At 53.6% G+C, this 25574-nt stretch carries 26 protein-coding genes; 18 read left to right on the forward strand and 8 right to left on the reverse strand.

Annotated elements, in window-relative coordinates:
* Positions 1 to 32: 32 nt before the first annotated feature.
* Both QJQ48_RS03815 and QJQ48_RS03820 read left to right on the forward strand, forming a co-directional pair.
* Positions 33 to 1565: a beta-barrel domain-containing protein gene (locus QJQ48_RS03815; protein ID WP_346289871.1), complete on the forward strand. Its 1533-nt coding sequence runs from the start codon at positions 33 to 35 to the stop codon at positions 1563 to 1565.
* An 89-nt stretch (positions 1566 to 1654) separates the two neighbouring features.
* Entirely contained in the window at positions 1655 to 2218 is a 564-nt protein-coding gene (locus QJQ48_RS03820; protein ID WP_346289872.1) for a DUF697 domain-containing protein, read from the forward strand.
* 112 nt (positions 2219 to 2330) lie between these two features.
* On the opposite strand, the gene QJQ48_RS03825 is transcribed toward QJQ48_RS03820, so the two are convergent.
* On the reverse strand, positions 2331 to 2672 hold the full coding sequence (locus QJQ48_RS03825; RefSeq protein WP_346289873.1) for a sunset domain-containing protein: 342 nt from the start codon (positions 2670 to 2672) through the stop codon (positions 2331 to 2333).
* A gap of 47 nt (positions 2673 to 2719) precedes the next feature.
* Complete coding sequence (locus QJQ48_RS03830) at positions 2720 to 2893, reverse strand: cold shock domain-containing protein (RefSeq protein WP_346290111.1); 174 nt, start codon at positions 2891 to 2893, stop codon at positions 2720 to 2722.
* Between the two features lie 371 nt (positions 2894 to 3264).
* On the opposite strand from QJQ48_RS03830, the gene QJQ48_RS03835 reads away from it, so the two are divergent.
* Complete coding sequence (locus QJQ48_RS03835; RefSeq protein ID WP_346289874.1) at positions 3265 to 3552, forward strand: hypothetical protein; 288 nt, start codon at positions 3265 to 3267, stop codon at positions 3550 to 3552.
* A gap of 102 nt (positions 3553 to 3654) precedes the next feature.
* On the opposite strand, the gene QJQ48_RS03840 is transcribed toward QJQ48_RS03835, so the two are convergent.
* Positions 3655 to 3819 carry a hypothetical protein gene (locus QJQ48_RS03840; RefSeq protein ID WP_346289875.1) on the reverse strand — a complete coding sequence of 55 codons (165 nt, stop codon included), beginning with the start codon at positions 3817 to 3819 and terminating at the stop codon, positions 3655 to 3657.
* Between the two features lie 179 nt (positions 3820 to 3998).
* Positions 3999 to 4316 carry an ArsR/SmtB family transcription factor gene (locus tag QJQ48_RS03845; protein ID WP_346289876.1) on the reverse strand — a complete coding sequence of 106 codons (318 nt, stop codon included), beginning with the start codon at positions 4314 to 4316 and terminating at the stop codon, positions 3999 to 4001.
* 110 nt (positions 4317 to 4426) lie between these two features.
* Here QJQ48_RS03845 and QJQ48_RS03850 point away from each other — a divergent pair, with 110 nt between their 5' ends.
* The 6 genes from QJQ48_RS03850 to QJQ48_RS03875 all read left to right on the forward strand — a co-directional run bounded on the left by QJQ48_RS03850 (position 4427) and on the right by QJQ48_RS03875 (position 11281).
* Positions 4427 to 5548, forward strand: coding sequence for an alkene reductase (locus QJQ48_RS03850; protein ID WP_346289877.1), 1122 nt, complete (start codon positions 4427 to 4429; stop codon positions 5546 to 5548).
* 980 nt (positions 5549 to 6528) lie between these two features.
* Positions 6529 to 8133, forward strand: coding sequence for a flavin monoamine oxidase family protein (locus QJQ48_RS03855; protein WP_346289878.1), 1605 nt, complete (start codon positions 6529 to 6531; stop codon positions 8131 to 8133).
* A 122-nt stretch (positions 8134 to 8255) separates the two neighbouring features.
* Complete coding sequence (locus tag QJQ48_RS03860) at positions 8256 to 8957, forward strand: Rid family hydrolase (protein WP_346289879.1); 702 nt, start codon at positions 8256 to 8258, stop codon at positions 8955 to 8957.
* A gap of 125 nt (positions 8958 to 9082) precedes the next feature.
* Positions 9083 to 9679 (forward strand): hypothetical protein, encoded by a 597-nt coding sequence (locus QJQ48_RS03865; RefSeq protein WP_346289880.1) that lies wholly within the window; start codon positions 9083 to 9085, stop codon positions 9677 to 9679.
* A gap of 249 nt (positions 9680 to 9928) precedes the next feature.
* On the forward strand, positions 9929 to 10396 hold the full coding sequence (locus QJQ48_RS03870; protein ID WP_346289881.1) for a hypothetical protein: 468 nt from the start codon (positions 9929 to 9931) through the stop codon (positions 10394 to 10396).
* A gap of 225 nt (positions 10397 to 10621) precedes the next feature.
* On the forward strand, positions 10622 to 11281 hold the full coding sequence (locus QJQ48_RS03875) for an endonuclease III domain-containing protein (protein WP_346289882.1): 660 nt from the start codon (positions 10622 to 10624) through the stop codon (positions 11279 to 11281).
* Positions 11282 to 11286: 5 nt separating this feature from the next.
* On the opposite strand, the gene QJQ48_RS03880 is transcribed toward QJQ48_RS03875, so the two are convergent.
* Complete coding sequence (locus QJQ48_RS03880) at positions 11287 to 12684, reverse strand: TldD/PmbA family protein (protein WP_346289883.1); 1398 nt, start codon at positions 12682 to 12684, stop codon at positions 11287 to 11289.
* 136 nt (positions 12685 to 12820) lie between these two features.
* Here QJQ48_RS03880 and QJQ48_RS03885 point away from each other — a divergent pair, with 136 nt between their 5' ends.
* A complete protein-coding gene (locus QJQ48_RS03885; protein WP_346289884.1) occupies positions 12821 to 13411 on the forward strand; it encodes a DUF3611 family protein in 591 nt (196 codons plus the stop codon).
* Between the two features lie 15 nt (positions 13412 to 13426).
* Here QJQ48_RS03885 and QJQ48_RS03890 read toward each other — a convergent pair whose 3' ends face one another.
* Positions 13427 to 14299, reverse strand: coding sequence for an S-methyl-5'-thioadenosine phosphorylase (locus QJQ48_RS03890; RefSeq protein WP_346289885.1), 873 nt, complete (start codon positions 14297 to 14299; stop codon positions 13427 to 13429).
* A 287-nt stretch (positions 14300 to 14586) separates the two neighbouring features.
* Here QJQ48_RS03890 and QJQ48_RS03895 point away from each other — a divergent pair, with 287 nt between their 5' ends.
* From QJQ48_RS03895 to QJQ48_RS03920, 6 genes are all read left to right on the forward strand, one after another.
* On the forward strand, positions 14587 to 14712 hold the full coding sequence (locus QJQ48_RS03895) for a hypothetical protein (RefSeq protein ID WP_346289886.1): 126 nt from the start codon (positions 14587 to 14589) through the stop codon (positions 14710 to 14712).
* A gap of 91 nt (positions 14713 to 14803) precedes the next feature.
* Entirely contained in the window at positions 14804 to 15760 is a 957-nt protein-coding gene (locus QJQ48_RS03900) for an RNA polymerase sigma factor, RpoD/SigA family (protein ID WP_346289887.1), read from the forward strand.
* A 220-nt stretch (positions 15761 to 15980) separates the two neighbouring features.
* Positions 15981 to 17156 (forward strand): BMP family ABC transporter substrate-binding protein, encoded by a 1176-nt coding sequence (locus QJQ48_RS03905; RefSeq protein WP_346289888.1) that lies wholly within the window; start codon positions 15981 to 15983, stop codon positions 17154 to 17156.
* Between the two features lie 74 nt (positions 17157 to 17230).
* Positions 17231 to 18328, forward strand: coding sequence for an ABC transporter permease (locus QJQ48_RS03910; RefSeq protein ID WP_346289889.1), 1098 nt, complete (start codon positions 17231 to 17233; stop codon positions 18326 to 18328).
* 40 nt (positions 18329 to 18368) lie between these two features.
* Positions 18369 to 19316: an ABC transporter permease gene (locus QJQ48_RS03915; RefSeq protein ID WP_346289890.1), complete on the forward strand. Its 948-nt coding sequence runs from the start codon at positions 18369 to 18371 to the stop codon at positions 19314 to 19316.
* A gap of 92 nt (positions 19317 to 19408) precedes the next feature.
* On the forward strand, positions 19409 to 20932 hold the full coding sequence (locus QJQ48_RS03920; protein ID WP_346289891.1) for an ArnT family glycosyltransferase: 1524 nt from the start codon (positions 19409 to 19411) through the stop codon (positions 20930 to 20932).
* A gap of 113 nt (positions 20933 to 21045) precedes the next feature.
* Here the strand turns inward: QJQ48_RS03920 and QJQ48_RS03925 are convergent, their stop codons facing one another.
* Complete coding sequence (locus QJQ48_RS03925) at positions 21046 to 21570, reverse strand: universal stress protein (RefSeq protein WP_346289892.1); 525 nt, start codon at positions 21568 to 21570, stop codon at positions 21046 to 21048.
* 228 nt (positions 21571 to 21798) lie between these two features.
* On the opposite strand from QJQ48_RS03925, the gene QJQ48_RS03930 reads away from it, so the two are divergent.
* Positions 21799 to 22608, forward strand: a complete 810-nt coding sequence (locus QJQ48_RS03930; protein ID WP_346289893.1) for an acyl-CoA desaturase — start codon at positions 21799 to 21801, stop codon at positions 22606 to 22608.
* Positions 22609 to 22620: 12 nt separating this feature from the next.
* Here the strand turns inward: QJQ48_RS03930 and QJQ48_RS03935 are convergent, their stop codons facing one another.
* Complete coding sequence (locus QJQ48_RS03935; RefSeq protein ID WP_346289894.1) at positions 22621 to 23973, reverse strand: alpha-amylase family protein; 1353 nt, start codon at positions 23971 to 23973, stop codon at positions 22621 to 22623.
* A gap of 339 nt (positions 23974 to 24312) precedes the next feature.
* Between QJQ48_RS03935 and QJQ48_RS03940 the strand changes: the two genes are divergently transcribed.
* Positions 24313 to 25572 carry an FAD-dependent hydroxylase gene (locus tag QJQ48_RS03940; protein ID WP_346289895.1) on the forward strand — a complete coding sequence of 420 codons (1260 nt, stop codon included), beginning with the start codon at positions 24313 to 24315 and terminating at the stop codon, positions 25570 to 25572.
* Positions 25573 to 25574 lie beyond the last annotated feature (2 nt).

Consider the following 25574-nt stretch of genomic DNA (forward strand, 5'->3'; position numbering starts at 1 on the left):
TAGCTATTTGACCTGCACCTAGAGAATTTGCCATGAGGCCAGCCAATCCCGTTCGCAATGCCCAAACCAACGGCCGCGTTAGCTCAATTCCGGCAGCGCCACCCCCCCCGCCGCCCAATCGTACCCTCGCTGGTGGCAGCAACTTTGATCGCGACGTAATTTTGCGTCAGTCGCCGCGCTGGTCGCGGGCCGTGGTCTGGACAATTGTGGGCGTCACCAGTGCGCTGGTGGGCTGGGCCTGTCTTGCCAAGGTGGAGGTAGCCATTCCGGCCCAGGGCAAGCTGGAGCCAGAGGGAGTGGTGCAGCCGGTGCAGGCCCCGGTTGGCGGCGTGGTGGCTGAAATTCATGCCGAGGAAGGCGAGGTAGTTGAAGCGGGGGAACTGCTGATTAGCTTCAACCAAAAAACGTCTCAGGCTGAAGTTGCCTCGCTGCAGGAAGTCCAAAAAAAGCTGGTGGAGGAAAATCAGTATTACCGCGCTCAACTGCAAGGGGCCGCTGCTGCCGCTACCGCCTTCGAGGTTTCTCCTGAAATCGCTCAGCTCACCAGCAACCGTGCCGCCTACTTAGCAGAAAATCAGCTCTATCGTACCCAGCTTCAGGGGGGCAGTGGGGCTAATTTAACGCCAGAGCAGCGTCAGCGATTGGCGGCATCGCAAGCCGAAGACAGCAGCCGCATTTCAGCGGTGGCTTTAGAAGTAGAGCAGCTCACGAGCCAGCTAGAGCGCACCCAGGTAGAGCTAGCCAATGCCCGCAACGCCATGCAGATGCAGCAGAACATTGTGGGCCGTTTGGCGGCGCTGCAAGAAGAGGGAGCATTTGCAGAAATTCCCTATCTGCAGCAGGAGCAGGAGCTAAATAACCGTCAGGCTGAGGTGGCTAGTTTACAGAAAGAGGCGGAGCGATTGACGATCGCGATCGCCCAGGCCAGACAGCAGCTCAACAACGCTACGGCTGTCTCCCGCGAAGAACTGCTCGATCGCATTGCTGCCAATGACACCCAAATTGCGCAAATTGACAGTCAGCTCACCAAGCAGGTTTTAGAAAACGACAAGCGTTTAGAAGAAATTAATAGCCAGATTCAGCAGCTTCAGCAAACGCTGGACTACCAGGATCTGCGAGCGCCGGTGAGCGGTACGGTGTTCAACCTGAAGGCGAACGAACCAGGCTATGTGGCAAATGCCAGCGAACCTATTTTGGAGATTGTGCCGCAGGAGAGCCTGGTGGCGCGGGTGTTTATTACCAACCGCGACATCGGCTTTATCAAGCAGGGTCAGGTGGTAGACGTGCGGATTGATGCCTTTCCCTATAGCGAGTTTGGCGATGTGGATGGGGAGCTAATCCACATTGGCTCGGATGCGCTGCCGCCGGATGAGGTGTACCCGTTCTATCGCTTTCCGGCAGAAATTGAGCTAGAGCAGCAGGTATTGGAAACCAGCGGTCAAGAGCTACCGCTGCAGTCGGGCATGTCGGTAACGGCTAACATTAAGCTGCGCAAGCAGCGGGTGATCACGCTGCTGATTGACCTGTTTACCCGCAAGGTGGACAGCCTCAAGTCGGGTGGATAGGGTTTGAGCGCTCAGAGTTTGCGGACTAAGGGACTGCGGCTGTGTAGGCATCGATCAGATAAATTTTATGACTCGCGCAGAGGAAACTGATGAGCCAACGAACTGAAGCCGACACGATTATTCGCTCCCACGTCCTGTGGGCGATGGGAGGCGGGCTGATTCCGATTCCGCTGGTGGATTTTGCGGCGGTGACGGCGATTCAGCTAGAAATGCTGCAGCAGCTAGCCCAGGTCTATGGCGTTAATTATTCTCGCAGTACGGGCAAAGTCTTTGTTTCGGCGCTGACGGGAACGACGCTGGCCCGTTTGGGCGCTAGCTTTATTAAAGCGATTCCCGGTATAGGCACTATGATTGGTGGTGCTTCGATGGCAATCACGTCCGGGGCGTCTACCTATGCGGTGGGCCAGGTGGCAATCAGCCATTTCTCTGGCGGCGGCTCCCTCAGCAATTTTGTGGAGGAGCAGGTGAAATCAGCTTATGACTCAGCTTTTGAGCGGGGCAAGGGCTACGTGTCGGATTTGAAAAATGAGCAAGGGGATGAGGCGGCGAATATTTATCAGGCGCTAGAGAAGCTAGGACAGCTCAGAGATCAGGGGATTTTGACGGAGGAGGAGTTTCAGGCCAAAAAGCAGGAATTTCTGTCTCGCCTCTAACACGCAGATTTCAACCCGTAGGATGGGCAAAGCAAAGCGTGCCCATCAAAATTTATCGCAAAATGTTTCTGATGGGCACAGGCCAAGCCTTTTGCCCATCCTACAAAGATGACTATTTAGGCGCTTTACGCCAGCCTGCTGCGATCGCTTCCGATTCGCTACAAAACCATCTCTCACCATGCTTGGCCTGAATTCGGGTCGAGTCATAGTCTTCCATACCAGGTAGGTGGTAATTTTTGTTGCCGTTTGCGATCGAAATGTTGCCTTTGATATTGCAGTTTGGTTTGGTAATAGCTGTAGTTGGCGAAGGCCGATTGGATGTGATTGGCGAAAGCCGATTGGAAATGTCTGTAAAAAATACGACCGCACCTATCAAGCCAATACCCAAGCCAGCGATCGCTGATAGCTTCTGTGGTTTAGCTTGTGACTTCGGTTTAGAAGTCCGATGAGCCACTCCCTGAATCGCGGCGCTGGTAGCCCGTATCTTTCCGTCAGGTTGGGCTATCGGCTTGTATAGAATGATGTGATGTCTCCTACCTGAGGGCGGCGTCCTGCTTTCGTTAAAGCACTGATATGCAAGAAGACTTCTTTACCGCCGTCCTCTGGTTTGATGAAGCCAAAGCCTCGATCATCTTTCCACGTTGTCAATTTCCCTTTGTGCAAAACGGGTTTCATTAGATGGTCAGCTGCTTTCAACAATTACCTTGTAGCTTGCCCGCTGTACGGAAATAATAGCGATCGCCACAATGACGCCAACATAGAGGTGTTTCCGGCTGCACTGGTGTCACAAACTTAACTTGCGCTGGAGCGTTAGATGGGGTAGATTTTGGAGCTATAGCTGTCTGCGTGCAGCTTGACTATCACCCAAAAATTCGGTCGTGCGGTGCCGAGAGTTGTTAGCAGCAATCTCCCGACACCTGACCCCTTCGACAGGTTGCAGCTGTCTCGGAGGCTAGAGTAATTATTACTCAGGCCGTCCCGAACTGCTATGTCTTGGGTCGGCCTTATTTTTGGGCTTCCTTACCCGATTCCGGAGGAATCCCAAAATGCTGTTTTATATCAACCCCAATCTCCCAGATTTGACCAATCTGGGAGATACAGAACCCGTACGCCTGCACATCCCCCGCGCCCAGCCAGAGCGGGAGCGATTGCGTCATCTGATTATGGGGTCGCAGGACGGCGTGCGATCGACTATCCATGCCTTGCATAAGCTGAACTACGCCGATCAGGGCCTGTGGAGCGACCTGATCACGATTCCGCCTGCTGGCATTCTGCTGACGCCGGAGCAGGGTGAGGTGCTGAGCTACCTGGTGCGCTATCGATCGCTGCGTTGATCGGTAGATCGCTACATTGATCGGTAGGATGGGCAAAGCCCAGCGTGCCCATCATCCGCGCAATTTGATGGAGATGGGCACGGTTGATAACCTTTGCCCATCCTACGGTGCTGATGCAATCGGGGCTTGCAGAAACCAGGGTTCTTGCTTCACTCCGAGGTTGGCTTTCTTGCCCAGGAGAACCCTGGTTTCTAGGCTCAGACGGGCGAATCCGGCATGAGTTCGGCGCAGATCGGTAGGATGGGCAAAGCCCAGCATGCCCATCATCCGCGCAATTTGGCAGAGATGGGCACGGTTGATAACCTTTGCCCATCCTACGGTGCTGAACTACCCTGGTGTGCTATTGCGCGCTAGGGTGGTCCCCAAGAACCGATTTCTATCTCGAAGCGACATTAGCTTCACTCACCGGGCAGAAACCGATCCCTAACCTAAGAGAACCTTAGTTTCTAAGCTTCGATCAAGGGCTGAGCTGCTGTCAAAACTGCCGAAAGCAGCCCTGGGAAACGCTCATTAAGTTCTGCTTGACGCAGAGAGTTATAGCACTCTCGCCCTTCGGTGCGGCTGTAGATTAGTCCGGCTTCTCGCAGCACCTTGAAATGATGAGAGAGGGTCGATTTGGCGGCTGATAGGGCTAAACCGCTGCAGGTTAGCTCGCCCTGCTCGGCCAAACGTCGGACAATTTCTAGCCGATAGTTGTCGCTGAGGGCGTAGAGAACCGCCGACAGAGAGATGTCTTCTTTTGCGGGGTGATTTAGAGTCCTCATGTTGCCATTATGACAGCTAGGGTGTTACGCTTCAATTGTTCGATAATTTTTGAACTATTGAAATAAACGCGATCGCTACAGGCGTTTCGCCTAGTTCTAGGAGTCTTTCTATGTCTACTGCAACTGCCCAAATTGACCTATTCACGCCTGTTCAGCTCGGACGCTATACGCTGCCCAATCGCATCGTCATGGCTCCCCTCACCCGCAATCGAGCTACCGGCACCGTCCCTCAGCCAGTTCACCAAATTTATTATTCACAGCGGGCCTCTGCCGGCCTGATCATCTCTGAAGCTACCCAGGTAGCGCCCCAAGGCATGGGCTATCCCGACACGCCCGGCATCCACTCCCAGGAGCAGGTAGCTGCTTGGCAAAAGGTGACTGAGGCGGTGCACCGCCACGGTGGCCGCATTTTTCTGCAACTCTGGCATGTAGGCCGGATTTCCCATCCGTCGCTACAGCCCAATGGCGAACTCCCGGTAGCTCCCAGCGCTATCAAGCCGGAAGGCGAAGCTTCTACCTATGAAGGCATGAAGCCCTTTGTCACGCCCCGCGCTTTAGAAACTGAGGAGATTCCAGGCATCGTAGAGCAGTATCGTCAAGGGTCTAAAAATGCCCTAGCCGCTGGCTTTGACGGGGTAGAAATTCACTCAGCCAATGGCTATCTGCTAGACCAGTTTTTGCGCGATGGGGCTAATCAGCGCAGCGATCGCTATGGCGGATCGATTGAAAACCGAGCGCGGCTACTGTTGGAGGTGACAGAGGCCGTTGTTGGCGTCTGGGGCAGCGATCGCGTTGGTATTCGTCTCTCCCCCAGCGGCAGCTTCAATGATATGTCTGACTCTAATCCAGAGGCGCTCTATCGCTACCTAGCCGAGCAGCTCAACGGCTTTGATCTAGCCTACCTGCACATCATCGATCCCAGACCGGGTGAAGACAAGTTTGAAATTGGCTCTAGCTTCTTCCGCCAGGTTTACAACGGCACTATCATCGCGGCTGATGGCTATGTCAAGACCAGTGGCAACGAAGTCTTAGCCGAGGGCACTGCCGACCTAGTGGCTTACGGACGCCTGTTTATCGCTAACCCGGACCTGCCTAAGCGCTTCAAGCTAGACGCGCCGCTCAACCAGTATGATCGCTCTACCTTTTATGGCGGTGATGAACACGGCTATATTGACTATCCCTTCCTAGAAGAGTCTTTGGAAGAGTCAATCAAGCCTAGCTTAGTGCAGTAAAAGGAGTTGGCTGGCACACTATCCGCTGCTGGATAACATTGCTCTAAACGCGAAAACTTTATACAGGCGGGCAAGGCAAGCATATAGCAGGCTTTGCCCGCTTGTGGCTAATAAAGGCACGTAGTCCAGGATCTAGGTTAAAAAAATCACGTTTTTGCTGCCGTCAAGGCGTAATTACGAAGGTAGATCTTAAGTTTTTTCCAAGTATTAGTTCTGGCCTAATATCTGCCACGATTAGTTCTTAGCCGTTATTTAGCTAGATGAATTAATCAGCGTCATTAACTGAACAGCTTTGAAAAAGACTGTGCTAATTTTTACCTTGAGAATTTCTTGAAAATTCTCAATTTTTAAGTAGTTTTGCCTTGCAATTAAGGGATAGCGTACTTGTGTATTAAAAGGTACAAAATTTCGCTGCTCAAGTCTAAAGAGCAAACATTTAGCTTTCAATATTTAGAAACAAGACATATTTAGTTAAGTCTATTCATTCTTATGATTTTTTCAAAAACTATTTATAGATATCCATGATTAATCAAGTCATTTCGGTAGCTAAGTCTCACCTTTTAACATAATTAAAAATTTGCTTGAATCATTGTAACAATCTTTGAAAAGTGTATTTTGTTTGACAAAATGCTAAAAAATGCCGCCGTATTCTACTGAAGAATTTCCTTTTTACTCCTGAAAATCTGAGGTATTTGCTCTTTATCAAGGCGCATTTTTCAGAAAAGAGTGTTTTTTGAAAATACTTAGCTGATCAAATTTAGTCAGTCTGTGCGCTCTTATAAATAAGATTCAAAGCATTTTTGATCAAAGCTTTAGTCGTCTAAAGCTCTGGTTTTTGTGACTGTCTTTCGCGGATATCTTGATAGATATTGGCGCGATTTGGATTGCTTTCAATTCCTTAAGTCAAAATTTCTCAATCAGGGAGGAGTGTTGTGAAGCGAAGAGACTTTCTGGCTAGTGCATCGGCGACAGCAGGCTCTATGTATGCCTCATCTAAGCTATTAGGACTGCTGGGAAATCGGGCTAGGGCCGTGGATAATGACGGCGAAGGGGATGAAGATGACGTACCCGAAGGGCCTCTAGAAGATTTAGAAGAAGGTGAGGGTAAAAGCGTCGTGATTTTGGGCGCTGGCTTAGCTGGAATGACGGTGGCCTATGAGCTGATGAAAAAAGGCGGCTACAACATCACAATTTTGGAAGCTCGCGATCGCGCTGGCGGACGCTGCTGGACGATACGAGATGGCGATACCTACGAAGAGGTCAACGTCTATAACTCCAGCCTGTCTCAGGGGGCAACCATTCGGCAAACCGCCAAACTCAGCGCCAGCGGTCAAAAGGACTATTTCAACCCCGGTCCGGCCCGAATCCCGCAGCATCACATCACCATTGACTATTGCAAAGAGCTAGGGGTTCAGCTTGAAGTCTTTGCCAATGCCAACTTTCAACAGTACTATTACAACGAAAATAAAAGCGGCGGCCTCAACGGCACCCGTATCCGGGCGCGCCAAGCTCAGAATGATATTCGCGGCTATATTGCTGAGGCTTTAGCCAAAGATTCTAGTCCGCCCGCCGGGGTAGATCAGGCGGCTTGGGAGTCGTTTCTGAGAACTTACGGGGCCTTAGATTCCAGTTTTCAATACGCTGGCTCCAGCCGCCGCGGGTATGACGCCGAGCCGGAAGGGGCGGGCGTGGGGGGCGCGGGCGAGTTTCTGCCGCCCTATGGATATGCCGACCTAATCAACTACGATTTTGACGGTTACGAAGCCTTTGAATATGGCTATGACCAGCAAATGCTCATGTTTGAGCCTGTGGGCGGCATGGACATGATTGCTAAAGCCCTAGAAGCCAAAGTGGGCCGCAGAATTGCGTTTAATGCGGTCGTGCAAGAAATTCGCAAAGGCTCTGGGGGCGAAGGTGCCCGCATTGTCTACCGCCAGAACGGCAGCACCCGCCAGGTTGCGGCTGATGTCTGTATCTGCACGATTCCGCTGACTGTGTTGGAAAGCATTCCCTCAGACTTTTCCTCAGCCAAGTTAGCCGCGATCGCCGGGGTGAGCTACGCCGAAACGGGCAAATGTGCCCTGATGTATAAAAACCGCTTTTGGGAAGACGAAGACATTTTAGGCGGCATTACTTCAACTGACGTAGGGCAGGATGAAGGGCTAGGCATCAATACTATCTGGTATCCTTCCCACGACTATCTTTCTAAAGCAGGTGCTCTGGTGGGTTATTACAACTTTGGCAGCACCTCCAATAACTATGGCGCTTTGTCTCCTGCCGAACGAATTAGAACTGCTTTAGATAAGGGAGAGGTTGTTCATCCTGGTAAATACAAGCGGTTTTATCAGCAGGGCAGCGGGGCCACTATCAACTGGAACCAAACACCTTACAGTCTAGGCGGCTGGGCCACTTACTCTACTCAAACTAGAGAGCAGTTTTACGGCGAACTGAATCGGCCCGAAGGGGACATTTGGCTTTGTGGTGAGCACCTGAGCTATCTCACTGGCTGGCAGGCAGGCGCGTTTGAGTCTGCTCGCTTAGTGCTCGCTAAAGCTTTTGGGGCTAGATTTGCTCGCCGCCGCTAGGGCAGTGAGGGGCATCGCTTCGCTAAGGCAGGCGGCGTCCATCCGAGATTTGACCAGCTTGCAAAGAAAACATGCGGTTCCTAACGGCTACCGCGATTGCTAATTCATTGAGGTAAATATCTGTGATTGCTTTTAACCAAAGCTTTTTTCGGTCTGGACTATTTGCTTGGACATGGCAAAAAGGCGGCCTATTTTCGGCGGTCGTCTGCCTTGCGCTAATGGGATTGGGCTGGGCGATAACGCCTGCGATCGCCGACGAAGAAGACGATGAGATCGATGAAATCGAAGACGTTGAAGATGAAGACAGCTCCCTGCCGTCAGCCGTCACTATCTACGGCAATCCGCTCTCGTCTATTTCGAGCGGCGTTGCGACTCCACCAGATACCGCCTTGTATTTCAGCAGCGGTACCGTACCGCCCACTGTAGATGCTAGCTTTCCAGTGAGCGATCCGACGCGGTACTGCGGTACAGCCTTGCCAGCCGAGGTGAGCTGTTTAGAGGCGCAGGCGTTCAATACGCTCTTGAGAATTGACGAGCTTCTAGTAGCCGCCGGACTGACGAAAGAAGATGTTATTTACGTCAATGCCTTTCTCGTCCCCGATCCGGCTACGGGCGAGATTGACTGGGGCGGCTGGTTTGATGCCTATTCCCGCTATTTCTTTGAGGGCACTCCGGCTGAGGATAACCTACCTCTGAAGCCTTCCCGCACCACGCTGGGGGTTGAGGGACTAGTGCTAGAGGGCTGGCTAATTGAAATCTCGGTGATTGCGGCTTATCCGCCAGAGGAAGGGGGAATGCCCGTCTTTATTGACATTACTCCGTAAGCACTGACCGCAAAGTTATATGGAGGCGCTCCACATCACATCGCGCCTCCAGTCTGCCAAAACCTGTAGCTTTTTCCATCATGAAATATTTTCTGACTGCCCTGCTATGCCCGCTTGGATTCGCTGTGGGTTTTATCTCTCTGCAGCCAGCGGCGGCCCAAAGGCTAGAACCAGAGGACTTTTTTGAAGTCAGAACTGACGGTCTGATGTCTGATCCAGCAGGCGAGGAACTGTCAGTTGTCCGCACGTTGCAAGCCGTAATTAACGGTGACTTTTCCAGTTCGGTGCGATCGCTGCAGTCACGGGCAAGAGCCCTGGCGCAAACAATGGTGTCAGAAGCGTTTGCTGATAATAGCGTCACAGACTTAAGCGTCACCATCGTTGCCGAACGCAACGGGCAGCAGATGCCAGTCCTAGCGGTGCGAGTCAATAGGGCGCAGTGGCAACAACAGCCTAGTATTAATCAGTGGGTTCGCTTGTTTGAAGAGCCAGCCAGCGTTTTGCTCGGGTATGTTCCTCAGGCCGAAACTACCACTGCAGCGACGACTAGCCGCAGTAGAGCAGGAAGATCGCTCAATAATAACTCGTCGCTGCCTGCTGCAACCTCAGCAACGGGCAGTCGGCCTAGCAGCGGTACGGCTGTAGTGCCTGGAGCTTCGATTGAGGAGTCTGAATACTATCAGGGCGATCTACGTGACGAAGATCTATTTGAATATCGCTAGCTGAGCGAAGCAGCTCAATCAATAAAGCCAAATTAGAGCCGGATGGAGGCAGCGTTAGGAGGGCGATCGCTCGCGAGCCATCAAATTTTAAGTCTTCAGTGTGAGTTAATAACAACAACTTGGGGCCATCATTTTTCATTCCTACACCTAGATGTAAATTACGTAAATTAGCGCTCAAATAGGTCTGCTTTGCCGGAATGTCTCTTGCTGTCCGGGTAGCTTAACCTGACATGAAGGAGCAAATTTACTATGTTTACTAATGCTATTGTGCGTCGATCTGCCACTGTAACGGCTGGTTTAGCGATCGCTTTAACCAGTTCGGCCTCGGTGACTTTAGCTCAGAGTGCTTCTGAAGTTTCAATGTATCAGGCTGGGTACAATGCGGGTCAGCGGCTACAGCAGGAAGGATTTTCGCTTGATAACCTTGACGGCGCTCCTTACTATACTGACTTTCTAGAGGATGGTGAGGTAAGTTCTATCAGCGTCAATATTCCCAGTACAGGCAACTACATTCTGCTGGTAGGGGGAGATGACGATACCGCTGATTTAGACGTGTACTTTCCGCAAATCAACGCCAACGATGTCACTTTTGGCCGTACAGCTTTCATCAACTTTGACGTGACCCGACCGGGGGAATTTGTCTATGAGATTGACATGTTAGACTGTCAAACCCCCAACTGCGGCGTATATGCCGTACTTCTAAGAGTCGGCAACTAATCCAGCTTAATTCAATCCAGACAACTTACAAGGCATAGGTAAGCAGTGAGCAGCTACCTATGCCTTTTGGGTGTTTGAGGACGAGGCCGGGAGTCCTGCAGCCAGATAAACCTGTTTACAATCAAAAAACAGTCTGTGAATTCCTGTTCGCTCAGCTCCATCTGTAAACCGAGTACCCCAAGCGCCTGCGACAAAAGACTGCCGGAAACTCAGAATTGCGATTACATGCCGACTTTGTCCCCTTTTGATATCGATTTAGTTATTGAGCGTCTGCGTCAGGCAGTTCAGCCCTACCCCAAGGCTGCCATGTTTGAACTGGCCGATCAGGGCTATGACAGCCTGTTTGAACAGCTAGTCGCCTGTATTATTTCTATTCGCACCTATGATGAAGTGAGCGTTCCAGTGGCACAGCGGTTATTTGCCCAGGCCAGAACGCCCGCCGCGATCGCTCAGCTCAGCGTTGCGGCTATCACCCAGCTAATTCAGCAAAGCACCTTTGCCGATCGCAAGGCACAACAGATTAAAGCGATCGCCCAGCAGATTTTGACAGATTACGACGGCGAGCTACCCGCCGATCCGGCAGTTCTCAGCAGCTTCAACGGTGTCGGCCCCAAATGTACTCACCTAGCACTGGGCGTGGCGCTCGGCCATCCCTGCATCAGCGTAGATATTCACGTCCACCGCGTCACCAATCGCTGGGGCTATGTGCAGACCAAAACCCCTGAAAAAACAATGAAAGCGCTAGAAGAAAAGCTGCCACAGCGCTACTGGGTCGAAATCAACCGGCTGCTAGTGCCGTTTGGCAAGCATATCTGTCAGGGCAGTCGGCCCAAATGTTCAACCTGCCCGCTCAGCTCGATGTGCGCTCAGGTCGGCGTTGTTTAAAGTAGCTAGCTGGCCGCACCGCCTACCACCACATTACGAATCCGCAGACTAGGCCCGCCGCAGCCTACGGGCAAGCCCCCCTGTCCGCCTTTGCCGCAGCCGCCGGACTCGTCCCAGTAAAAGTCATCACCGATGGCCTCGATCTCTGCCAGCGTCCGAAATACATTGCCAGAGAGGGTCACGTCCCGCACCGGCTCAGCAATGGCGCCGTCACGAATCATCCAGGCTTCGCCCGCCGTGAAGGTAAACATTTCTCCATTGGTCATGCCGCCTAACCAGTTGCGGGCATAGACGCCCTCTTTGATACCGGTGAACAAGTCTTGAACCGGCGTATTGCCACGCTCAATCCAGGTGTTGGTCATGCGTACTAGGGGCGGATAGTGATAGTTGAGGCAGCGAGCATTGCCTGTGGGGGCTTCATCCAGCTTGCCTGCTGTCTCCCGCGAGTGCAGCCGACCCACCAGTACCCCGTCTTTGATCAACTGAGTTGTTGTGGCCGGGGTGCCCTCGTCATCAAAGGCGTAGCTGCCCCGGTGCCCCTCTGGAGCCGCTCCGTCAAAAATTTGCAGATTGGGGGGGCCGAAACGCCGTCCGAGCGTCATCACCTCTAACACATCGGGATTCTCATAGGCCATATCAGCTTCAGACAGGTGGCCGAAAGCCTCGTGGACAAATAGCCCCGTCAGGATCGGATCGATCACAACTGAGTAAGTATTCCCTTTGACTGGAGGGAGCTTTAGCGCTTCGACAGCCCGTTTTGCCGCTCCTAATACCTGCTGGTCTAAATTTTCTAGGTCTTCATAGGCTTTGCGCGAGCCTGTGGTTTCTCGCCCGGTCTGCACCGTTTCGCCATTGCGGGCCGTAGCGGCAAAGCGCATTTCCATATCTACCCAGTTCTGTTCAATCAGGGTTCCTTCCGAAGTGGCTAGCAGAATCCGCTGAGCGCTGTCGTTGTAGCGGACGGAAGTGGTGGTGACTTGAGCATCGATTTGCTGCAAAATCGCCGCGTAGTGGCTACAGAGATCTTTTTTGTGGCGTAGGGGAATCTGACGCGGATCGGAGCCGATCAGATTTAAGCGGTGGACAACCTGAATAGGATCAATGGGAGCCAGCAGCGTCTCTTCATCCCCCACTAACCGCGCCGCCGCGATCGCCTCTTCTAAGCGCTCTACTAGGCCAGAAAGCTGATTGAAGCTAGCAAAGCCCCAGCCGCCTTTGTAACAAGCCCGCACCTGCCCGCCAATAGACAGTCCCTCACTCAGGGTTTCTACCTTGCCACCTCGCAGCAAGATATCTGTGCCCTCAGCCTCTTCCAACCGAATTGCCAAATAATCCACCTGCGACCCATAGCGAGTTATCAGATCGTTGAGCAAATCTTTTCCCTGATCAAGCGGTGAAGTCATAGATAAGGCAGGATGAGGACGCAAAGGGTGTAGTCTTTCATCTATTGTGCCGTCAAATCCGTCAAATCGGTCTAAGATCAGAGGCGCATAACAATAGGGGCCACAAGCAACAGCCCTGCTTGAGGATCACGACATCATGACTGGTGAACTTGACTATTCTCTTCCCCCAGCGGTTCGACGCATTGCCAGCGCCTTCCGCCTGGTTGGCTGGATTAGCTTTTGGGCACAGGTGGTGCTCTCGGTCGTTTCTGCCTTCCTCTTGTTGTTTGCCATCTCAGGACTCAGCTTCCGTCAGGGCGAAAACAGTCAGGCCAGTCCAGGGACGGGAGCGGGACTATTTTTTGCCGCTTTAGGGCTATTCGTTGTCTTTTTTGGCGCTTACTGGGCCTTTCGCTACACTCGCTTGGCCCGCAAGCTGCGATCGAGTCGGCCAGACGCACGGCCCAAACCCAAAGATGCAATCCGCGCCATTCAGGTGGGGCTGATGGCGAGCCTAGCGGGGATGCTGCTGACTCAGCTCGGCGCTGGGGCCATTGTCGGTGCCTTGATTTTTAAGTCCTTTGAGCAGCCTACTCAGGGCGGCGTTATCCTCAGCCCAACGGCGGTGCGTGGCTTTATCACCTCGTTTGATCTGCTAATTGTGCAGGCCAATACCAATACCAGCATTGCCCACTTTGTCGGCATTGTTTCCTCCCTGTGGCTGTCGCGGACGGTCAATCGCCAGTAGCCCCCAGGGCGCTGTCTACAAATATTTTTTCAGCAGCAAATAGAGCTTTTCTTTAGTCTCAGCCGGAGCCTGATCTAAGGGCGTCAAGATGGCATACTGCAGGGCTGAATGGGCCTCAGAAGCGGGCGGATTGGCGGCTAGCCGCTTTACTACTTCCTGAATCACCCGCTGGCCGTTGACCGCATTTTTTTTCAGATTGCCGATCACCATGTCTACCGTAACGCTGTCGTGATCGGGGTGCCAGCAGTCGTAGTCTGTGACCATTGCCAGGGTTGCGTAGGCTATCTCTGCTTCCCGCGCTAGCTTCGCCTCCGGCAGATTGGTCATGCCCACAACCGTCGCGCCCCAACTGCGGTAAAGATTCGATTCAGCTTTGGTAGAAAAAGCTGGGCCTTCCATGCAGACATAAGTGCCGCCGTGATGCAAATCTACGCCGTCGAGGTCGAGGCTAGTGACGGCGTCGGCTAGGACCTGAGCAAGCTGCGGACAGATCGGCTCACCAAAGGCAATGTGGGCAATGATGCCGCTGCCAAAAAAAGTGGAGGCGCGGTTTTTAGTGCGATCGATAAACTGATCGGGCACCACCATATCTAGGGGCTTAGCTGTGGCCTGCAGTGAACCGACCGCCGAAGCTGAGATTAAATATTCCACACCGAGCTGCTTCATGGCGTGGATATTGGCTCGAAACGGCAGTTCTGAGGGCATCAAATGATGATGGCGACCGTGACGGGCTAGGAAGGCTACCCTAACACCTTCTAAGGTACCGACAATGAGCGCGTCTGAGGGCGGGCCGAAAGGGGTTGCGACTTGGACTTCTTCAATATCCTGTAAGGCGGCCATCTGATAAAGGCCGCTGCCACCGATGATGCCGATCTTTGCTGCGCTCACGCTGTCTACTCCGGTATAAATGCTCCCTATCTTAGCGGCAGACTAGGCGATCGCGGAAAGGTAAGCCTGCCTTAATATTCGTTACAGATTCTAAAGACTTGTTCTCAGTTAAGCTGATCTCATCTGGCCGCAGTGACCACAGCAATTCCGATTAAAGTGGCTCTATGGCGTCAATACAAAAGCTTTCAGCTCTAAACTATTTCAATATTTATCTTGAGATAGAGAGACAAAAAGCTTCATAATAGTTACAATAGTTTACAAATAGATTGTTAAAGGTTAACCATAAGATGCTTACAGAAATTTCTGTTATTACAACCGCCGTATCTGTGCTAGCCGCTGCCTACTGGCTGCAGGCCCAAGAAGCCGAGCAGGTTCAGTCTGAGGCTATTCCAGTCCGAATCAAAGAGCGTTAATAAATTCAACCGTTCCTATTCGCTGTTCAAATGTCCATGCATTTGAGCGGCGTTTTTTCTCCTCATAGTTTTTTTGGGTTAGTTGCCGTTCATGAAATCTTCCACACCCACAACTGATTCTGTTCGGGCCTATCTCAAAGAGATTGGTCGAGTGCCGATGCTGACTCACGAAGAAGAAATTGTTTTGGGCAAGCAGGTGCAGCAGCTCTGCGCGCTAGAGCGCCAGCGCGAGCAGATGGCTGAGAGCCTGGAGCGAGAGCCGAGCTTGAGTGAGTGGGCAGAGGCGGTCAGTCTGCCCAAAGCAGAGCTGCAGCAGATTGTGCGGCAGGGCAATCTGGCTAAGCGCCGGATGGTAGAAGCTAATTTGCGCCTGGTCGTTTCGGTGGCGAAGAAGTATCTCAAGCGCAACATCGATTTGCTGGATTTGATTCAGGAAGGCACGATCGGAATGCAGCGGGGGGTTGAAAAGTTTGATCCCACTAAGGGCTATCGTTTCTCAACTTATGCCTACTGGTGGATTCGTCAGGCCATCACACGGGCGATCGCGGAAAAAAGCCGCACGATTCGCCTGCCCATTCACATCACCGAAAAGCTGAACAAAATTAAGAAAGCTCAGCGGCAAATGACCCAAAAGCTGGGTCGAGCGCCGTCGGTCAATGACCTAGCAGCAGAGCTGGACTTAACGCCTAAGCAGGTACGGGAGTATTTAGATAAATCGCGTCAGCCTCTCTCTCTGGATTTGCGTATCGGCGACAACCAGGATACCGAGCTGAGCGAGCTGCTGGAGGATACTGGCATTACGCCGGAGGAGTATACAACCCAGTCTTCCTTAAAGCTGGATCTTGACAAGATGATGGCAGATTTAACCCCGCAGCAGCAGCGAGTGCTGTCTTTGCGTTTTGGCTTGACGGACGGCAACGCCATGACCTTGGCAAAAATTGGCGATTTGATGAGCATTAGCCGGGAACGGGTGCGCCAAATTGAGCGAGAGGCTTTGAGCAAGTTGCGTAAGCAGCAACGCGATATCCGGGAGTATTTAGCGGGCTAACGCTTCGGGCTGCTGCACTATTAGAACCAGGTTAAAGCGATCGCCTAGTGCGATCGCTTTTTTTTGGGCCGAAAAGGGATTTTGCAGAGCGATCGCCTCAGCTTAAACGGCTAAATTTTGCCAAACAATCTAGCCGCAGGCAGAAAAAGCAAAGCAGTATACAAATTCGGGATACGATTTTCTCAATCCTATGAACTAGTCCCTATAGAGTTAGTGCAGCATGACTTACCGACACAGACCTTCGCTCCGACTGTCTCGACGTCAGGTCGTTCGAGGATTATTAGCAACTACGGCTTTTGGTATCACCGCCAAGTTTGGTACAGGCTGCAGCAACGGTGGGGGGAGCGCCAGCGGCGATGGGGAAGAACTGGTTGTTGGCTTCATCTATGTCGGCCCTAAGGACGACTTTGGTTATAACCAGGCTCATGCCGAGGGGGCAGCGGCAATGGCCGAGCTGCCTGGCATTCGCATTGTGGAAGAAGCCAATGTGCCAGAGACGACGGCGGTGGCAGAAACCATGCGCAACATGATTGAAATTGACGGGGCTAAAGTTCTGTTTCCCACCTCATTTGGCTATTTCGATCCCTACATTCTAGAAATGGCCCAGCAGTTTCCAGAAGTGCAGTTTTTTCATGCCGGGGGGCTGTACCAGGAGGGAATGCCAGACAACGTCGGCAGCTACTTTGGCTACATTGACGAAGCTGAATATGTTGCCGGGGTGATAGCCGGGCACATGTCCCAGTCAGGCAAGCTGGGCTTTGTCGCTGCCAAGCCGATTCCTCAGGTACTGCGCAACATCAACAGCTATACCTTGGGGGCGAAGTCCGTCAATCCCGACATTACAACCAAAGTCATTTTTACCGGAGACTGGGCGCTGCCGGTCAAAGAGGCCGAAGCTACTAACAGCATGGCCGATCAAGGTATTGACGTAGTGACTTGCCACGTAGACAGTCCCAAGGTGGTGATGGAAACCGCCGAGAAGCGGGGCATTTACTGCACGGGCTATCATGCTGACCAGTCTAGCCTTGCCCCTGAAGGCTACCTGACCGGCGCTGAATGGGACTGGTCTAGCATTTATACCCGCCTGGGTGAACAGGTTTTAGCCGGAGAAACCCTGATGGCCGGAGAGATCGACCATGTTTTACGGGGTGGGCTGGCCGATAACTTCTGTAAGGTATCTGAGTACGGCCCGGCTGTGACTGAGCAGGCTAAAACAGACGCCGACACCGCTAAGGAAAGCCTGATGAAAGGGGAACTGGTGATCTATCGCGGCCCGCTACAGGATAACGTCGGCGGCGTTGTGGTGCCAGCCGAAAAAGAGCTAAAGCAGCAGGATATCGAGCTGGAAAAAATGGACTACCTGATTGAAGGAGTTGACGGCACAGTTGGCAGCTAGTAGCCGACGGCCATAGTTCCAAGACTGCTGTCTACTCAGGCAGCAGTGTTTATCCGCCTAATTCTGCATAGCCTATGTTAGTTAACCAACCTTGGCGACGGGCCTTGGAAACTGTCTGTTTGCCAGTCGCGGCGCTGCTGGTCGCAATGGTGATTTTTGGCATCTTTTGTGCGATCGCCGGTGCGAATCCGTTTGGTGTCTATCAGTCCATTTACAAAGCCGCTTTTGGTAGCTGGAGCGCTTGGCAAAATACCCTGATTCGAGCAGCACCGCTGATGCTAACGGCGCTGTGTACGGCCTTGCCAGCCCGGCTGGGGCTGGTAATTATTGGTAATGAGGGCGCCTTGGTAATTGGCGGCTTGGCGGCGGTGCTGGTGGGGCTGAACCTGGGAACAGCGCTGCCTGCGCCTGCCGTACAGGTGGGAATGGCCCTGGGCGGAATTGTGGGCGGCGGGCTATGGATTATGGCCGTGGGCGCGCTGCGACACTACCGGGGTGTGAATGAAACCATTAGCAGCTTGCTGATGAACTACATCGCGATCGCCATTTTGAACCATTTAGTTGAGGGGCCACTGCGGGATCCGGAGTTTGTCACCAAGCCCTCCTCGCCAGAGCTGGCAGAAGCCCTATGGCTGGGCAACCTGCCCGCGACGCGAATTCACTTCGGCCTGCTCTACGGCCTGATTGCCTGCGTCATTGCCTATGTGCTGATCCAGCGCACCACCTTTGGCTTTGCCGCTCGTACGGCAGGGGGCAATATCCGAGCGGCCCGGATTGCTGGGCTGCCCGTAGGCAAGCTGACCCTAGCAATCTGCTTTTTAGGCGGCTCGGCGGCGGGCTTGGCGGGCATGGTGGAGGTAGCAGCAGTGCAGAAGCGAGTGAACGAGTCGCTGGTTTCTAACTATGGCTATGCCGGAATTTTGGTGGCCTTTGTGTCGCGGCACAATCCGTTGGCGACGATTCTAGTGGCGGTGCTGCTGGGAGGAATTTTAGCTAGCGGCGGCATTTTGCAGCGATCGCACAATTTGCCTGACGCCACGGTGCTGGTTTTCCAGGGCATCGTCTTTCTCTGCGTTTTGTATAGCGATTCGCTCTACAACCGCATTCCCTTTTTCCAGCAGCACCGGGTGGTTCAGGAGCGATCGGCAGCCCCTGTGGGCGGCAGCGCGTAGCCAGTAAATCTGGAGTAAGTCAATCTTTAGAGGTAGGCAGATGGCAGCTGAAGCATTGGGATGGTGGGGCGTACCGCTGGGCATCTTGGCCGGTACTTTGCGAGGTAGCGCCCCGTTTTTATTCGTCAGCTTGGGGGAGTGTCTGACGGAGAAAAGCGGCAAGATCAACTTGGGCCTGGAAGGGACGCTGTTGATGGGGGCAATGAGCGCCTACGGCGTTTCCTATCTAACGCAGGACATGGTAGGGCCGGGGCTAGCTCCTTGGCTCGGCGTCTTAGCAGCAGGATGTTCTGGCATGGTGCTGGGGGCGATTCACGGCTGGCTGGCCCAGCAGCCGCGAGTCAACGATGTGGCAGTGGGCATTGCCATGATTATCTTTGGCAGCGGTCTAGCGTTCTTTTTGGGCAAACCCTTTATTCAGCCTCAGGCACCGCAGCTCATGACCTTTGATGTGGGCGGTTGGAGCAGTTCGCTGCCGGTGCAGTCGGCGCTGAAGCTCAGCCCTCTGTTTTTGATGGGGCTAGCGATCGCCCCTTTGATGCAGTGGTTTTTTCGGGCTACCCGCTGGGGACTTTATGTGCGAGCGGTGGGGGATAGCCCAGAAGCGGCTAGGGCTATGGGCATCTCAATTTTTCAGGTGCGAATGCTGAGCATTATCGCTGGTAGCTTTTTAGCAGGCATTGGCGGAGCCTGTCTGTCGCTGTACTATCCGGGGGTGTGGACGGAGCGAATCTCTAGCGGTCAGGGCCTGATGGCGGTGGCGTTGGTGATTTTTGCCCGCTGGAATCCGATTCAGTGTCTCTGGGCGGCGCTGCTGTTTGGCGGTGCTCAGGCGATTGGCCCGGCTTTTCAGTCGGTGGGGATCGATGCGTATTACTATCTGTTTAATGCGGCTCCCTACATTCTGACGCTGCTAATCATGATCATTACCTGTTCGCCGAAGCGGACGCTGATTGGCGCACCTGGGGCGCTAGGCCAGGAAGATTAGCGTTGAGCGGCTCGGCTTGCGGGCAACGCCCTGATTGGTAGTATCGGGGGACATAAGCCGCAGCAGGGTTAAAATCGCTTGGCTCACAGTTGATGTCCGTGATTTTGAAGCAGATATTGCCGCTGCTGGGACTGTTTGGGCTGCTGCGGCTCATCTTTTGGCTCAGCGCTTTTCCCAATCCTGACGAAGCCTACTATTGGCTCTGGGGCCAGCATCTCGACTGGTCATACTACGACCATCCGCCCCTACAGGCTTGGATTCAGGGCTTGTTCACCGCCGTGCTGGGGCGATCGCCCTTTGTCCTACGCTTGCCCAACCTGTTGACCAATTTGCTCTTCTTTTTCACCCATTATCGTATCTGCCGCTATCTCTACGGCCCGCAGGCCAAAGCCGCTTTTAGCTTGGTCATAGCGTTAGTCCTGGCCTCCCCTTTGTACTTTGTCTTTTTGGGGCTGGCCTGGCATGACCATCTGCTGATCACTTTTACCCTGATGGCGGGCTATGAATTCGTTCGCTTTGCTGATGGCTACATAGCTAACGGGCGGGGAGAAAGTTGGCGCCTGTACGCCACGGGAATGCTGTTAGGACTAGCCGGACTGAGTAAATACAATGCGGTGTTTGTCTTGGCTGGCATTGCAGCCGCGATCGCTTTCCATCCCAAACTTAGAAAACTACTGCGCGATCGCCGTTTGTATCTAGCTCTAGGACTGGCTGCGATCGCTTTCGTACCCGTTCTGGTTTGGAACGTATTAAACGGCTGGCAGTCTTTTCAGTATTACGCCACTCGCAGCGTCGATGCCGGAGCAGCGACGGGCTGGCAGATCAAACCGCTGGAACCGCTGGGCTTCTGGCTATTTTCGATTTTGCTGCTGTCGCCTGTGACCGCGTGGCTGATGGTGCAGGTACTCACGCCGTCTCAGGTTACCCGTGTCTCAAAAACCGGCCAGCGATCGCTCTACCGCTGGATTGCCCTTTGGATTTTTGCCGTCCCCACCGTGAGCCTCAGCCTGATTGCCCTCTTTTCCACCGCGCTCTACTACTGGAACATCATGGCCTACCCGCTGCTGTTTCCCCTGATGCCTGCAGCGCTCTTATCCGAGCCAGAGTCTAGCGCGATCGCGCCGCCGCTGCGTCAGCGTCGCCTCTTCTGGATAGGACAAGGCTATGGCCTGCTGCTCGCCGCTCTGATTGTGTTTCACTACAGCGTTTTACCTATTTCCGCTCTCTTCAGCCGCGAGGCTGCCATTGTCGATGCAGATACCCGCATGCTGTTTGGCTGGCCCCAGGTCGTCACTGCCGTTCAGGCCCAGTCGCCCAGTCCCAACACCTTCCTTGCCACCACTGACTACCGTTCTGCCTCAGCTCTTGCCTACGGGCTGAACCAACCCGACGTATTTGCCCTCAGCGATCGCCGCGACCAGTTCGACATCTGGGCCGCTCGCACCGATCTATCTGGCCGCGACGCCCTGCTGCTTTGGGACGACTGGCACCCGCTAACGCCGGAACTGCGATCGCACTTCCAAGCGATCGTCCCGCTTCAAACCCTGACGGTGCAGAGGCTAGGCATCTTCATTAAGCGCTACTATCTTAGCCGTGGAATTGGGTTTAAGCCCTGAGCCAGATGGGGAGAAGAGGCGATCGCCCGCAGCCAGAACAGAAAAGATAATCGCAAGAACTAAACCTTACGCGACTACCTACTACCCCCTCTTCTTAGCCTTGTCTCCAAATCTTACGAACTCACCGCCGCCATCTCCGGCTGCTCCACCGTCTCCACTGCCTTTCCCTGCACCGTCAGCACTGAACAATCTGCATGGTGCATGACGTAGTTGCTGACGCTGCCCAAGAGCAGTTCGCTCAGTCCGCTCCGGCCTCGACGTCCCATCATGATCAAATCCGCTCGCCACTGCTGCGCCGTATTGCAAATAGCGCGGCTGGGATCGCCCACTGCCTGACTGCACATCACCGTTAGCCCTTCACTTCTAGCCGACTGGCTATACCAGTTCAGCAGGTTTTCGCCCTGCTCCTTCGCCACTTGCCACTGGTTGACATAGTTCTGAAAAGACTCAGTTGCCAGCATGGAGTGCATACCGTCATTGGTAATGTAGAGCGGATTGGGATATCCCCCGTCTAGCGGCAGCAGGACGTGGAAGAAATGAAGCTGCGCTTTTAGAGCCTTGGCTAGCGCGATCGCCTCATCGGCCACCGACTGACTGTGCTCTGAATTATCGACGGCAACTAGAATTCTCTGCATCATGACTCATCTTCCCAAGCAAACCAGCAAGGTAGCCTTGGCTGCCAATGCCACCCCCTTATCTCTACTATTAGCTAAGCGATCGCGGTCTGTGTCCAAAAAGCCAAGATTCTTTGAAGTTGCTGCTAGCCATCAGCTTTTCTGATGTGAGTAAAGCTGCCAGGAAAGCTAACTCTGCTTTAACTTTGAGTATGATAAGCTTCGAGAAAAGTAAAGAACTTTAACATATCTGTGACTATTGCAATTTCTGCGTCGCCCCGCCCTCGCTGGTCAGTCATCGTTCCTACTGTCGTTTTGCACCTGCTGACGCTGTTGGCTTTGCTGCCCAGCAACTTTAGCTGGACTGCCGTCGGTGTGGCTCTCTTCTTGCACTGGGTCACAATCGGGCTAGGCATTGCTTTGGGGTTTCATCGATTGGCTAGCCACCGCAGCTTACAGGTCCCCAAGTGGTTGGAGTATTTTTTCATCTTTTGCGGCACCTTGGCCGGGCAGGGCGCTGTCTTTGGGTGGGTGGGATATCACCGCATTCACCACTTGCACACCGATCAGCCCCTCGATCCCCATAGTTCACGCGAAGGGTTTTGGTGGAGTCATATTAACTGGCTTATGCATGAGGTGCCCACCAAGCCCGAAGTCCCCCGCATTACTAAAGATATTGCCGACGATCCGTTTTATCAGTTTTGCCACAATCACTACATCACCCTGCAGTTAGGGCTAGCGGTGCTGCTGTACGCCCTAGGCGGCTGGCCGTTTGTCGTGTGGGGCATTTTAGTGCGGCTGTTTGTGGGCTTCCACTGCACCTGCCTGGTCAACAGTGCCTGCCACAAATTTGGCTACCGCACGCACGCAACCGACGAAGCTTCAACCAACTGCTGGTGGGTAGCACTGCTGACCTACGGCGAAGGCTGGCACAACAATCATCATGCCTGCCAGTCCTCGGCCTGCAACTGGACAAAGTGGTGGGAACTGGATATCACCTGGCTCACCATTCGCTTTTTGCAGTCCGTTGGTCTGGCGACTAAGGTGAAGCTGGCTAAGTAATTTTGAGAAAAGTCAGTTTGAGCCAGAGGGGCACTGCTGCCAGGAATCGCGGACAAAATAGAGGGCATCGCGTCCGCTAATTTGCAAGCCGCCCCGCTCCCAGCTACCCCAGCGCGTCACGTATTTTTTGCCGTTGCTGCGCTGTTCAATCGCCACCTTAAAGTCGTGGCGCAGTTCCCGGTAGCAGCCCTCTAGATTAGAGCGCGTCAGGTCTAAAACTGGCGTGTCGAATTGCTCAGCCGCCTTATTGACGACAAAAAAGCCCTCCGTTCCTCGTTCGAGCAGCAGCACTGTTGAGCTGTCGATCGCGGCTAAAACGGACTCATCTACGTTTTGACCTGCCTCGGCTCGCTGCCGCATTATCTGCCGAAACTTGACGCCGTAGGGAATGTAAGGAACTTTGGCATTATCCGGGCCGAAGATCAGGGGCGTGCCTGACTGGCGGGCTAGCACATAGGCCGTCGCTAAGTGAGCATCGGTCGGTTCGTCATAGGGATTGATGGCATAGTCATTCAGCGCCAAGATGGTGTCGTGGTTGTGGCCAAAGGTGACGCTGTGGGGATCGGCTATGGCGGCAGGAAGGCGCAGCGATCGCAAATCTCCTCCAAAACTGAAAGCCGTCCTCATAGCGTTGTAGAGAACAAAGTCAGTGACCGCAGCGATCCAGTTATAGTCTTCGGGCCGGGTGTCGCTGTCGGTGATCACTTCTAGATAATTCCAGGTTTCTCCCTGACTGGCCTGATTGATGTAGTCGATATAGGCCGTTTTGATGGTGCTGGCAGGAATGTGCTTAGCCGCATCCACGCGAAAACCGTCTATGCCTAAATCTAAAAGCTTTTGTAAATAGGCTTGCTGCAGTGCCTGGACGTTGGGCCGAGTTTGATTGAGATCGGGCAGTCCACCCAGCCAGCAGTCGGTTTCTGAAGTGCGATCGCCGTCGCCGTAATCAATTTCGCAGCGATTGTTGAAATCCGCCGGGGAGAACTGAGGAAAGCCTAGGGTGGCATACTCCGGCAGGTTTGCCATATGGTTCAGCACCACGTCGGCAATCACCTGCACCTGACAGCCGTGGGCAGTGGCAATCAGCGCCTGCAAATCTGCCTCAGAGCCGCGCCCCTCAATCACGCTGTAGTCAATTGGCTGATAGCGGGCCCACCAGTTAGGGCTAGGATGAGACTTTTGCGCGGGAGCAATTTGAATGTGGGAGTAGCCCTGTTCGGCTAGCTGGCAGACAGCCCTTTCAACTTCGCGGTAGGGCTGGTCGAAGGCATGGAAAATGGCAGTGGGCTGCTCTGAAGCGATCGCCTTTGGAGAACCTGTATAGCCAGAGACCAGAACCGCTAGGCAAGCTGAAAGCAAAGGCAAGAATTTCACAGTTGAATAGCGCTCTCAAAGTTCGTTTTAAGTTCCCCGCTAGCTTGCCCAGCAGCAGCAATGACTCTACAAAGCATACCGATGAGTTTCATGAGGTTTTGACGGGTAAACCGCCGTTGTGAGGACAGAAATCAACTACTAACCGCTGAGGAATTGCGCCGCCAGTAAGGGCAACTGACATTACTTCAGTCCGACTCTAAATGTTAGTAAGCGCCATCAAACCTGCCTTGCGGCATCTCAGCGATCGCGTCACAATAATAAAAGTTAATGTAAGCATTTTTACTCGATTCCTTTTACGATTGCTCGTTTCTCATGCCGTCGGATTCAGTCATGTCACACTCTAGCTCTGTCGCTGCCCCTCAACTGCCAGCTACGCAGCCCTTGACAGCAGACGTGGCGATCGTGGGCGGTGGAATTGTAGGACTGACGCTGGCCTGCGCGCTGCAGGATTCTGGGCTGAGCGTGACTGTCATTGAGGCCCAAAGCTGGGCACAAGCAGCCGGGCGCAGCCGGGCCTATGCCATGTCTCCCCTATCGGGGCGCATCTTTGCCGGACTGGGGCTGTGGGAGCAGATTGCCCCTCACATTACTCATTTTGAGTGCGTCCGCCTTTCTGATGCCAACTATCCCCGCGCTGTTGAATTTTTGCCCACAGATTTACAAATCCCTGCGGTCTACTATGCGGCTGAGCATCAGGTGCTGATGCGGGCATTACAGCAGCGGGTAAGTCAGTGCCCTCAGATTACGGTGCTTTGCTCAACCGAACTGACCTCAGTTGACTATCGTTCGGAGGGCGTTTGGTTAGCACTGAGCGATCGCGATCAGCACTACGAGCTAACCGCCGGACTGCTGGTAGCCGCCAACGGCGCGCGATCGCAAATTCGCCAGCAGGCAGGCATTAAAACCAGCGGCTGGAAATACTGGCAGTCCTGTATTACGGCGATTTTAGCCCCAGAGCAGCCCCACGACAACATAGCCTATGAACGGTTTTGGCCCAGCGGCCCCTTTGCCATTTTGCCGCTGTCAGATGGGCGCTGTCAGATTGTCTGGACGGCTCCCCACGCAGAAGCAAAAGCGATGATGGCACTGCCTCCAGACCAATTTATGGCAGAACTAGAACGGCGCTATGGCGATCAGATGGGATGTCTGCAATTAGTTAGCGAGCCACTGCTGTTTCCGGTGCAGCTAATGCAGAGCAACGCCTACGTCAGGCCACGGTTGGCGCTGGTAGGGGATGCAGCGCACTGCTGCCATCCGGTCGGCGGGCAGGGCCTCAATATGGGAATTCGCGATGCGGCGGCGCTGGCGCAGGTACTGCAGGCTGCTCATCGCCGGGGTGAAGATATTGGTTCACTAACTGTGCTGAAGCGCTACCAGCGCTGGCGGCGGCTGGAAAACTTTGTGGTCTTGGGCTTTACCGACTTTCTCAATCGGGCTTTTTCTAATCAGTGGGGGCCGCTAGTGTGGCTGCGACGCCGAGGCATGTGGGGACTGCAGCATATACGCCCGGTGAAGCAGTTGGCCTTACGCTTGATGACGGGTTTGCTGGGCAAACAGCCTGCGATCGCCCGTAAAAATATTGTTCTGTAGCG

Source organism: Sphaerothrix gracilis Ecp01 (assembly GCF_030405905.1).
Lineage (GTDB): Bacteria > Cyanobacteriota > Cyanobacteriia > Phormidesmidales > Phormidesmidaceae > Sphaerothrix > Sphaerothrix gracilis.